Source organism: Bartonella saheliensis, from assembly GCF_902162175.1.
Map to the genome: position 1 here is coordinate 1 of NZ_LR607236.1, position 10,814 is coordinate 10,814.

Sequence of the window (10,814 nt, forward strand, 5' to 3'; positions counted from 1 at the left end):
TTCTTCAAAGGAAAGTTCTGAGATGATTTCGGGATTGGCAAGGTTCTTCATTGTATCAATATTCCTTCCATGGTAATGGGCTTGCCTGATGGTAAGTAAATGCCAGCAAAGGATAAGGATACTTTTCCATCATCACCCCTTTTAAAATCAATTTTTTTCAGTTTAAAACGTGGTTCCCACTTGTCTAAAGCCTCGGCAACGGCGGCATAAAGGGCAACGGCAAAGGCGTTATTGGCTGGTGCATCAATGAGTTCTCCAACACGTGAACCATAATTGCGCCGCATCACCCGTGTGCCAATCCGTGTTGTTAAAATATCAAGAATTGATTGGCGCAAATGATCAATACCAGAGAGAGGCTTTCCTGTTGTGCGGTCCATTCCACTATTCATTTTGGACCTCCTGTCATAGCGCCACCAGGAGAAACACCCCCATGAACATGGGTTGCTCCTACATTGGTGCCATTATGCTTTAAGTCACTAGAATGAAGAGCAATGCCATCATCCGCATGGAGTGAAATTCCCCTGCCTGCTTTCAGAGCAATGGCTTTTTCTGCGTTTAAATTCAGATCACCTTGTGTGGTAATTTTGATGCCTTCTGGTGCTTGCAGCTCTAATTTCTTGCCATCACCTTTTATCGATACGCCATCAGAAATCGTGAGACTAAACTTTCCTCCTGATGTGAGATTAAGGGTATAGCTGTTTTGTTTATCATCATATTCAACGGTAGTGCCATCTGGATAAAGCGTTTTATGGATATTGCCTTGATCGGCGGCTTGGTTCGCATCGGTGTGAAGTGAACCAACAATTATCCCTTGTGATAAATCGCCAGAGGAAGAGACGACAACGACTTGCTCTCCAACATCACGTCCTTCATAAGAACAGGTTTTACCGGCACGGGCTTGTGTATCTGGAATCCAATCACTGACAAGATTGCCACTCTTTACCCGATAGCGTGCATTTTTATGGTCAACATGGCTAATTTTTCCAACCACTACCATATTGGCTACACGTCTTTTTAAATCCGTGATCTCTTTATCGCGTCGCTCTAACATGGGATTCCTCAATTTTTACGTATTTTTCTTCGTTTTCCACACCGGTTTCTGGTTTAAAACCGACAAGAGGTTTAACAATTCCTGTGGTTTCATTTCCTTCATGAGGGGAGGGGATATTGGTCACGTAAGTGACTTCAAAGGTTAAAATTGCACCATGGAGCGCTAGCGCCCCGTTATCGCCAAAGGCAAAAGCAATATTTTGCAAGCGGCATGTCTCAACAGTGTTGTTAAGATTGGGATTGGCATGGAAAATCTCTTCAACTTGCCATGCCAATTGGTCAACGAAGGATGCTCCGTTTTCTTGTGTGCTATAACATTCAACATCTACTGTTAAGATGCGTCGCCTTAAGCCAAAATCATGCCCATCTTCGATTGTTTCGTTTTGCGTTGAGATATTAATGGCCGGCATTGCTTCAATAAATAAATTGAAGTCACGCATATTGAAAACATTATCACCAGCAGTCGTTTTTGCTGCTTTTATCAACGTAACAAATGTTTCTCTTATCGTTTTGCGTGGATGTTTCATTGTTTTATCTCCCGCAGAATAAGCTTGTACATACCGGATTCAGAGGCTTGTACCTCTGTGATCACGAAGTGCTCTTGAGAAGTATCTTCAGGCGAAATAATGACAACACTATCTTGAGGCTTTGGGGGTAAGCCGCCGATATCATGGATACAGACATCAAGTTCTTTTCGAGGTACTGTTGTGGGGATTCTCCCACCAGCGTCCGATTCTGAATGTTTAATGCCGTAAATCGCTGTAATCCGAAACGATTGTTGATTGTCTTTTCGCGTGTAGATGACGGGTTGCCCAAAGGTGTTACGTACATCTTGAATCATTTTATGAAGCAACCCGTGCCATCGCATATTATTTTCCTCCACTAACCGCTTTAAAGAGCATTTCAGGGCGTGTGCAGATGTAAAGCGGATAGCTATAGACCTCCGGTTTTACCCATGCATTACGGTCGTTATCGACAATCAACATGGTGTAGAGAGGTCTTCCAACGGTGTTGGCAAAATCCAAGCTTTCTCCCGGTGCAAAGGTTTTTTGGAATACGCCAGGCGCATTGGCAGGAAAGAATTGGCATTCATCAGGCTTAATCCCTATGGCGCGTTTTGTCCCAGCTTTTGCACTCACATTATAGTTATGAATACTCCGGTAATTAATGAAAGTAACACCCGCAAAGTCAAAACTGCCAAAGCTTCCAGAACCAATGGCACTTGGTGTTGCAACACCTCCAGCACTATTGAGTGTTTGTGCAAGAGCTGTGTTGAGATAGGTCTCACGAATTGTTTTATGGTTTTTCAATTTGGAAAAGAATTCATTTCCACAAAGCCCAATAATCCGTGAACGATCAGAAAATGCCCCCTTTGAAGCCTCAATCATTCTCATAATGACTTGATCAACATGGTCGGCAACATTTGTTGTCTCAACATTGAGTTTAAAATCAATTGGCTTTGGGGGTGTAATTTCCCATTCCTTGTACCAATCAACAATAACAGAGCCATCGGCATCAAGCACAACACCTTGAACAGCGCCAAGCTGCATATTTTCCCATGTCAATTCGATTTCAGAAATCAGCTTCTTTTGTTTTCTAGCAATATATTTCATTGCTGTCTCGAGTTGATCTTCTGTACCAAATTCACGCCGGTTCTGGATTTCCTCTGATTTCACCGTATCACTTTTGGCAATCCGTGTTGTTTTGAAAAACCTTAAGTTACGCCCCTCTCTATCTCCTTCAACCAAAGGGGCGCCCCGTTCACTGGTTTGAATCAAGGACAATGTATTGTCACGTCTTTCAATGCCAACCACTGTGGTGCTTGTTTCCACTTCTTCAAAAAGATCAAGAGAGCTAATCAGACCAGGTTGAAACTCATAGTTTTCAATCGCTTTCATCATGGTAACGGCAGAGAAAGCATCGTGTTTAAAAAAGTTCATATCCATGTGCGCATTCTCCTATCGCAACAGTATTTTGTTATTGTCTTCTAAGGACTGAATGGCAGCATTTTTCTGTTCATCCGTGATGGCATCTGGCCATAGGAGTTCAGAAGCTTTTACGGTACTCAAGCGCGCTGTAATCACCGCGCGTTGCTCTGCCTCTGTTACATCAACAGTGGCATAAGAAATCCCTGCCGGCGTTTGACTGCCATCTGATAGTGCTGGATTAAGGGGAACATATTTTCCTGTTGCTGTTACTTTTCCCATAACAGTGCCGGCTTCAACAAATGCCCCTGATGCAAAAACCACTTCTTCATTGGACATATCCGTATCATAGCGTCCAAGATAAGCGCCATTGCGAACATCTTCATAAAAAACTTGACTCATTTTATTGCCCTCCAAGCTGCTTCCCATTTTGTATGAATTTTTGCCTTGCTCGCCCCATCACTATGGGGCGCTGTGGTCGATAGTTTTAAAGAGGAACTTTTCGAGACAGCGGCAGATAAGACAACATTTTTAGCCTTCTCAACATTCATACCGCTTTGAATGGCTTTTGCGGCATCAAAAGAAACACCTAAACGCTTTGCTTGCTTTTCAAGGTTTGTCAGTGCCTGTGCGCGTTTTCTTTCCTTTTCAAGAGCTGCTTTTATGGTTTCTTGCTTATCTTCGTTGTCTTCCTCTTCTTCTTCATCATCGTCGAAGTCTTCGGCATCTTCGTCAATGTCGAGAGTGTCTTCTTCGTCTTCATGGATGACGTCGACAATCTTTTCATCATCGTCTTCTTTGGCGCGATAGTGTGTGCGTGCCATGTGTTTTGTCCTTCTTTTGTTGCTGTTGGGGGTGAGTGAATGGAAGCTGTTAAGGCTTCCAAAGCTTGCGCAAGAGTCCCTTGCGCATCTGCTAATCCAAGCGTGATGGCTTGGTTGCCTATAAAAGTTTCTGCTTTGGTGTCGCGGATTTCAGCCGCATTCAGAGGTCTGTTTTGCGCAACCAAATCGACAAACATCTCGTAGAGCAGGGCGCAATCTGCTTGTATTTTTATCTGTGCTGTATCGCTCAAGGGTTCGTGAGAATTGCCATGAACTTTGTGATCACCTTCAAAGATAAAAGTCCATTTAATCCCATGTTTTTCATCTGCACGGGATTGGTCAAGGTGCGCACAAACAACACCAATCGAGCCCACAACTCCTGTACGGGCAATCCAGATTTGAGAAGCCGCACAAGCAATGGCATAAGCCGCCGAACAAGCAACCTCATTGGCATGTGCCCAAATGGGTTTGTTATATTTTTGTGAAAGTGCTTGAAACTCTTCCACCAGATCAAACACACCGCCGGCTTCTCCACCGCTACTATCAATATCCAGCAATATCGCGCGAACATCAGGTTGCTCAATCGCTTCACGAAAAGAAGCCCCCAAACCTTCATAAGAGGTTAGACCCGATAAAGCCCCAAGCCATGCACCACGGCGTACAAGCGTGCCATGAACCGGTATGATGGCAATATTGTTTTGCACGACGTAAGTTTCTGGTGGTCTTAAAGGAGCACCATCTTTTTCTAACAATGCTCTCACAGTAAACTTTTCTCCTGCAAAAAGCCGTGGTGCAAGAGCATTGAGAATAATATCAAGCTTTGTGGAGGCAAGCATGAGGGGAACGCCAAAAAGCCGGGATGCCAAAAACGGCATATCAAGATTATTCGCCATTTGTATGCGCCTTACTGTCTTGGTTACTTTCATAAGTTTCAGAAGTCTCTGAATCTTCCGTATCAATCAGTTGATTGGCTGTTGAGGGCGCTAGCGCATTATCGGTATCAAAGGATAAACCCCGCGTGCGCGCATCTTTGCGTTCTTCTTCGAGTTCGGTATGAATGTTATCAATATCAAAGCCCCGTTCAGCCAACGCCATACGCCGTGTTTTCAAGCCAGCACGAATTTCTTCTTTTTCTGCGGAAATGTCTTTAATGGGATCAATCATTTCAAGGGGTGGTGCAAAGCTTTCACATTGCAGCCATGGCAAGGAATTTTCTTCCCATCCGGGTAAATTTACGCATTTGCCAAGCACTGCCATTTCGACAAAACGTGCCCAAATAATGCGATTAAACTGAAAGGCAATGATATGTTCTCGCCATTGTTTGACATGGCGTCTAAATTGAATGATGGAGGTTCGCACATTGGAAAAGTTCCCCCGCGTAACATCCCCTGTCACAACGGCATAAGGCATATTGAGAGCAGAACAAATTCTTGAAATATTGCGAAATTGAAAAGCCTCATAAGAGCCACCAACCTCAACAGGATTTGAGAATGTAACTTGTTTTTCGCCCTCGACCACGTTAACCGTTCCAGGGTAAATTGGATGCTCTTCGGGGACCTCTTCAATCTTCTTTTCCACCTTCTGTTCAATTTTCGTTTTTTCACGATTCTCCTCTAACTCTGCCTCATGAGATTCCTTGCCTGTAATAAACACTGCAAAAAGAGCCGCTGTTTTTTTTCGTTCAAGTTCTGCATCATCATAGGATTCAAGTTGGAAGATCTTTGTCATAGCACGTGTTATTTTGGGAGAACCGCGCAATTGTCCGGCAATACGGCGCTCTTTGATATGAATGACCATTTCAGCAGGGACACGTATGCGTTCTTGACTCTCAAAGATTGTGTTGGAAGGGCAATCATCATAGGGGTGATGTTTCCAAAAATGATAAGCAACACGCTTACCCCTGGCATCGAATTCAATTCCCATACGAATGTAATGGCCTTCAATCTCAGCCGGTCCATTATAGGTGAGATCCAACATTTCAGTAGGATAAACTTGCAACTGAAGAGGCACACCAGAGCGCCCATAAAGGTCAACATAATGCAATCTTACAAAGCATTCACCAGTTAAAAAGACTTCTCGCGCAATGGTTGTTTGCAGCCCATAAAAGCTGGCATCTTCATCATAGTCTGCTTCATCAACCCATTGCCACCACAAGTCTAAAAGCTTTTTCTTTTCTTCTTGAAAGCCTTCAATGCGAGGATAAGGTTTAATCCCATCACTTACAGCCGCAGAGACCCATTCCTCCGTTGCAGAACCATAAAGAGATTCATTGTCATAAAGCCACCTTGAACGGGCAACAATGGTATCACCGCATTCTTCAATGGCTTTATTGATATGTTTTTTTGCGGGGTCAAAACCACTCATACGGCGGCTTTTGCTTGCCGCTTCAAAATGGGGATTGTGTTGACGAGAAATTTTAAAAAAGCCCGTAATTTTATTGAACAAACCAGCCATTAATAGCCTCGTGATATGTTAAAATAGAACACGCGTGCACTTTTACGCCCTTCAAGGTCCGCTATTTGCCTATTCAGCATCTCAAGCGCTCTGCGCAGTTCCTCAACAGAGCGGTTGCTTATTTGCTTATCGCCATGGCGTACCGATTGTGCTCCTGAATAAAGAGCCTCTTCAATTTGCTCACGCCGCCTTTTTAAATTTTCCAGTCTCGAAAATTTGCTGTTCATTGGTTCTAAAGTTTCATCCACAAATTACCTCCAATCCCCTCGCATATAAGGATTCATCATTGTTCTGAATGGCTTCTTTTTAGGCTGTATTGTCTGAGATCTTCTTGGAGAAGGAGAGGGCACATGTTCTGATGTTGGCTGCTCTAAAGAGCCCTCAATTTTAAGTTTTTCCAAACGCTCTTCTAAAATATCGACTTCTCGATTAAGGTTTATTCCTGCCGAAATCAGACCTTGTAAAGCCGCATAAGCATAGACCCTACAGTCCAAGGCTTCATTCCTTGCCTTTTCACTTTTTTGCCATTCGATACGCTTAAAGCCTTTAAAATATTTGATTACTTTTCTTTCAGCGGTCAGTTGGTCAAAATATTCTCGATCAAGGCTTTTATGAAAGTGTGTTGCACCAGCCCCTGTTGCTTCGGGACCCGATTTTTTAAACCGGGCTGTAATGATATCTTTCGCCGCATCAACCCCAACAATATAAAGATTAATCTGTCCTTTGTTGTTTTTGCTTGGGCGGCGTGGCCATACTGCGCGCCAGCCAGCTTGTCCCTTAATGCCCCAGATACGCCGTCCCTCACGCGGGCGTACATAATTATAAACAGCCTGTGTATGTCCACCACCGGTATCAATACAAGCCGCCGTTATCTTAATACCCTCTTTATAGCCTGGATGTGGCCAACGTTTTGCAAGATATTCATCCAATTGGTCCCACACTTCAAAAGAAGAGGGATCACCAGGGATAACTTGATAATCAATATGCCAGCTTTCTTCGCTGCGTCCCCATCCCACCACTTCAAGCTCTAAACGGTCATTTTGCACATCAATGCCTGCCGTCAACACCACGGCTTGTTCTGGTGCTAAAGGATACTCTTCGCGTTTTGCATAAAGGCTGTCTGGATCAATAACTTCGCCTGTTCTGTCCTCCCATGGTTCTCCAAGCACTGTATTGACAAAAGGCTGTAGAAGCGCTGGATCATCCTTGGCATTTAAAAACTCTCTTGCACATTCCCCCCAAGTAAGCCAAGGGGAATAGAGTGCCGAAATATGATAAGAGCGCAAATTGGGTCTGCTTGACTCACTCGTTGGAACCCAACATGCGCCATTTTCTTCACACATCAAATCTGTTTTTCGGTGTTCGGCATGCTCATGACCACAATGGGCACAAGCAAAAACAGCTTTTTCAGGGGCACCTTTTGGCCATTTAATTTGTGACCAAACAATCGGCTGTAGTGTACCACACTTATCACAAGGGACATTGTAATATCGCTGGTCTCCTAGCACAAAATCCTTGGCAATACGGCTTGTGTCACGGTGTGTGGGCGTGGACAATTTAAAGATCTTTCGTTGAATAAAGGTCGAGGTACGCTTTTCCGCGATCATCACTGGATCACCTTCGTTATCGACACTGAGAGGATAACCATCAACTTCATCCAAAATCAGATAACGAATAGGCATAGAGCGCAAACCAGCTGCACTGTTGGCTCCTGTAAGCATCAGCGCTCCACCATCAAACTCTTTCGAAAACATCGTATTGCCACTATCACGTGCACGAGCAGGGGCTATACGTTCACTTAAAACGGGACTTGCCATAATCATAGGATCAAGCCGCGTCTTTGAAAGTTTTTTGGCTGTCTCAACGGTGGGCATCACATAAAGGGCAGGTCCTGGACTATAATGAATAGCATAACCACAAAAGTTCAGTCCCGCCTCTGACATGCCAACTTGCGCCCCTTTCATGACAATGGTTGTTTCAATCGGCACGTACGAGGAAAGATTATCCATGATTTCGCGCAAATAGGGGGTGCGTTTTGTTCTCCACAATCCAGGTTCAGCACTTGCTACGGTGCTAAGGTATCTATTCTTATCCGCCCATTCGGAAACCGTGTATGGTTTGTCCGGTTGTCTTGCATCATTAGCATTGGCGAAAAATTCTGTAACAGTATTCTCATCCATTATTCATTCTTTGCTCGCCCCAAAACTCTCTCATTCTGGAGGTTGAGGATCATGATAAGGAACTGGAATATGAACAGCTTCAAGCAAAGCCTTTCTCATGTAATAATCAATAGCCCCTATTAGGCTTGCGGCATCACACCCAACCTGTGCAGCAATGCTTGCTCCAAAACGGTGAGGAAAATTCAACATGGCATCACGGTGTGCTCTTCCAAACTCACGGGCTGCTCTCTTTACTTCTTCACGGTCAACGGTTGTTTCGCGCAAACGTTCAAGAGCAATCTTTTCGCTTTCAAGGGCAACTTGCATTCGCTCCAGTTTAATCTTGTATTCATTAGCACCCTCTGTAGAGACTTGTTTTATCTTTGTCCGTGCTTGACCATCCGGTGCTAAAAATGGGGCAGGGCGCTTTGTTGGATTCTCATTCCATATGGCTGTTGCAAGCGCTTCATTAACAGAACCATCTTCAAAAAGAGCCTTATCAAATTTTCCTGTTTTAAAACGAGAAACCACCGCATTCGGGGAAACACGCATCTTTTTGGCAAAGGCACGAAGCGATAAACCTTTTCGAGATTTCTTATTCATTGAACAGCCGCTCCATTTTGAATGATTTATACGAATTATTGTACACTTTAATTATTGACATGATTTTATTTTTCGTGTACATAAAATATATGAAGATCGTGTGGGATGAACCAAAAAGAGCTGTAAACATTGTTAAACATAAGCTTGATTTTGCTGATGTTATTTACTTTGATTGGGAACATGCTCTTATTGATGCAACCCATTCAAACCGCATGAAGGCTATTGGACGTTTTGCTAATGGTACGACAGTTGTTGTTTTTGCGAAGCTTGGCACTGAAGCGATATCCATTATCAGTTTCCGTCAAGCTAATAAAAAAGAAAGAGAGGTTTTCAATGACTATCAACAAAACCTTTGAAAGAGATTGTGGCTATACAAAAGAAGATTGGGACGCTGTGGATTCTCCACCACTAACAGATGAAGAACTTGCACGCCTAAAGCCAGCAAAAGATGTTTTACCCTCCTCTTTCTTTAAGTATGTAACAGAAGAACGCCGTAAACGTGGGCGTCCACCAGTTGAATCTCCTAAACAAGCAGTTACTCTACGCCTTGACCCAAACGTTATTGATTCTTTTAAAAAACAAGGAAAAGATTGGCGCACACGTATGAGTGAAGTCCTAAAAAAAGCAAGCCGTTGCTAAAGCTGCCACCTCCCCATTTTAAGAACGAGGAGGGGGCATATTTTTCTTAAGCAACCTTTTTAATGGGATTGTCTAAATTGGGTTCGTAAGCTTTCAACAAAGACTCTATAATCGGAGGTGGTCTTAAAGTTCCAAAATTTGTAATCATTGCCAAAATTTTGAGTGCATTTGGGGTTTCATCTTGAAGCTTGAAAATTAAAGCTTTTTCTATCGCATCCATAGTCTCAATAAGAGTATTAAAAGCCTTGTCTTCAATATCATCACGATCAGAAAATTGATACAAAGCCATCCACAAATCACATAAAAAATCGATACTGGTATTCATTGTACACCTCCATGGATTTGTTCTCTCAAACATGCCAATCCTCTGGATGTGATTTTTGTTGAAGGCAGTACCTTTTCTGTCCCATCTGGTCTTTGAATGGTAATCGCAGGGCAATCCATAAAGCCTTTCTTGATTTTGTCTTGATAAGGCAACAAAGGCGCCCCCGGAGCACGTCGATAGACCCAATCATTTTTACGCAAATAATCGGTTAAATCTTTTGGTCGTACCTCTAACATTTTCGCTGCTTCAATAAGACCAAACAAACCATCCGAACGTTTTAAGCCCTCCAAAGCTTGTGCTTTTGGTTTGAGTGTACTCACCTCATTTCTTAAATCTTCTAATTGATTGATACTCTCTAAAAGAAGCTGCTTAATCGTAAGAGGATTTTCCAAAGCATTGGCAAGATTTATTTGTGGTGTTGCTACTTGCTTTGCACGCCGTTCACATTCAATGAAGTATAAACGAGCTTCTCTACCTTTCTTATTATTCTCCACCATAGAAAGTTCTTTAGCTACATTTAAAGTGAGATGATATTCTTTTAATACCACATTTTGACGTTCGCCAATTTTGGCGAGCGTTAAAATATAATCTCTTTCTTCTTTAAAGCCATATTTATTGATACGGTCTTTAATCCAATTGGAAAAATCCCGCTTTACCCCTAAGAATGTGTGCAATTCGCGTGCATTAACGGCTTGAACAATCTCTTGCCCAATTGCTTGTTCTTTAATTTCTATAAGAGTGTTCATATGAACTCCTTGTTGATAGATGTTTCTTAATGACACTCTAAAAAGAGTGCCGGGTGCTAAGAAACACGGCAACAAGCCCGTCGTTATGC

16 protein-coding genes are annotated in these 10,814 nt (G+C 43.0%); 2 read left to right on the forward strand and 14 right to left on the reverse strand.

Features of this window, described 5'->3' with window-relative positions; all coding sequences use genetic code 11:
- Positions 1-47: 47 nt before the first annotated feature.
- From FS875_RS08390 to FS875_RS08445, 12 genes are read right to left on the reverse strand one after another with little or no spacing between them, the layout of a single operon-like run.
- Positions 48-389, reverse strand: a complete 342-nt coding sequence (locus tag FS875_RS08390; protein WP_139413563.1) for a GPW/gp25 family protein — start codon at positions 387-389, stop codon at positions 48-50.
- Positions 386-1,051, reverse strand: coding sequence for a phage baseplate assembly protein V (locus FS875_RS08395; protein ID WP_144755594.1), 666 nt, complete (start codon positions 1,049-1,051; stop codon positions 386-388). Before FS875_RS08395 ends, FS875_RS08390 begins: the two co-directional genes overlap by 4 nt.
- Positions 1,032-1,577: a hypothetical protein gene (locus FS875_RS08400; protein WP_144755596.1), complete on the reverse strand. Its 546-nt coding sequence runs from the start codon at positions 1,575-1,577 to the stop codon at positions 1,032-1,034. The genes FS875_RS08395 and FS875_RS08400 overlap by 20 nt, the downstream gene beginning before the upstream one ends.
- Positions 1,574-1,918 (reverse strand): head-tail joining protein, encoded by a 345-nt coding sequence (locus FS875_RS08405; protein ID WP_139413560.1) that lies wholly within the window; start codon positions 1,916-1,918, stop codon positions 1,574-1,576. The genes FS875_RS08400 and FS875_RS08405 overlap by 4 nt, the downstream gene beginning before the upstream one ends.
- Position 1,919: 1 nt before the next feature.
- The gene (locus FS875_RS08410) at positions 1,920-2,996 is read right to left on the reverse strand and encodes a major capsid protein (protein WP_144755599.1); all 1,077 of its coding nucleotides are present in this window, start codon (positions 2,994-2,996) and stop codon (positions 1,920-1,922) included.
- A gap of 12 nt (positions 2,997-3,008) precedes the next feature.
- Positions 3,009-3,377: a head decoration protein gene (locus FS875_RS08415; protein ID WP_005774048.1), complete on the reverse strand. Its 369-nt coding sequence runs from the start codon at positions 3,375-3,377 to the stop codon at positions 3,009-3,011.
- Positions 3,374-3,754, reverse strand: coding sequence for a hypothetical protein (locus FS875_RS08420; protein ID WP_246067892.1), 381 nt, complete (start codon positions 3,752-3,754; stop codon positions 3,374-3,376). Before FS875_RS08420 ends, FS875_RS08415 begins: the two co-directional genes overlap by 4 nt.
- A complete protein-coding gene (locus FS875_RS08425; RefSeq protein WP_144755602.1) occupies positions 3,637-4,692 on the reverse strand; it encodes a S49 family peptidase in 1,056 nt (351 codons plus the stop codon). The genes FS875_RS08420 and FS875_RS08425 overlap by 118 nt, the downstream gene beginning before the upstream one ends.
- Entirely contained in the window at positions 4,682-6,253 is a 1,572-nt protein-coding gene (locus FS875_RS08430) for a phage portal protein (RefSeq protein ID WP_144755604.1), read from the reverse strand. The genes FS875_RS08425 and FS875_RS08430 overlap by 11 nt, the downstream gene beginning before the upstream one ends.
- On the reverse strand, positions 6,253-6,501 hold the full coding sequence (locus FS875_RS08435) for a phage head-tail joining protein (RefSeq protein WP_144755608.1): 249 nt from the start codon (positions 6,499-6,501) through the stop codon (positions 6,253-6,255). The genes FS875_RS08430 and FS875_RS08435 overlap by 1 nt, the downstream gene beginning before the upstream one ends.
- Before the next feature lie 3 nt (positions 6,502-6,504).
- Positions 6,505-8,433 carry a phage terminase large subunit family protein gene (locus tag FS875_RS08440; protein ID WP_144755611.1) on the reverse strand — a complete coding sequence of 643 codons (1,929 nt, stop codon included), beginning with the start codon at positions 8,431-8,433 and terminating at the stop codon, positions 6,505-6,507.
- 30 nt (positions 8,434-8,463) lie between these two features.
- Complete coding sequence (locus FS875_RS08445) at positions 8,464-9,015, reverse strand: hypothetical protein (RefSeq protein ID WP_144755614.1); 552 nt, start codon at positions 9,013-9,015, stop codon at positions 8,464-8,466.
- 89 nt (positions 9,016-9,104) lie between these two features.
- Between FS875_RS08445 and FS875_RS08450 the strand changes: the two genes are divergently transcribed.
- Complete coding sequence (locus tag FS875_RS08450) at positions 9,105-9,371, forward strand: BrnT family toxin (RefSeq protein WP_144755617.1); 267 nt, start codon at positions 9,105-9,107, stop codon at positions 9,369-9,371.
- On the forward strand, positions 9,349-9,654 hold the full coding sequence (locus FS875_RS08455) for a BrnA antitoxin family protein (RefSeq protein WP_144755620.1): 306 nt from the start codon (positions 9,349-9,351) through the stop codon (positions 9,652-9,654). Before FS875_RS08450 ends, FS875_RS08455 begins: the two co-directional genes overlap by 23 nt.
- Before the next feature lie 46 nt (positions 9,655-9,700).
- Here FS875_RS08455 and FS875_RS08460 read toward each other — a convergent pair whose 3' ends face one another.
- Positions 9,701-9,979, reverse strand: coding sequence for a hypothetical protein (locus tag FS875_RS08460; RefSeq protein WP_144755623.1), 279 nt, complete (start codon positions 9,977-9,979; stop codon positions 9,701-9,703).
- A complete protein-coding gene (locus FS875_RS08465; protein WP_144755626.1) occupies positions 9,976-10,725 on the reverse strand; it encodes an antA/AntB antirepressor family protein in 750 nt (249 codons plus the stop codon). Before FS875_RS08465 ends, FS875_RS08460 begins: the two co-directional genes overlap by 4 nt.
- Positions 10,726-10,814: the final 89 nt, after the last annotated feature.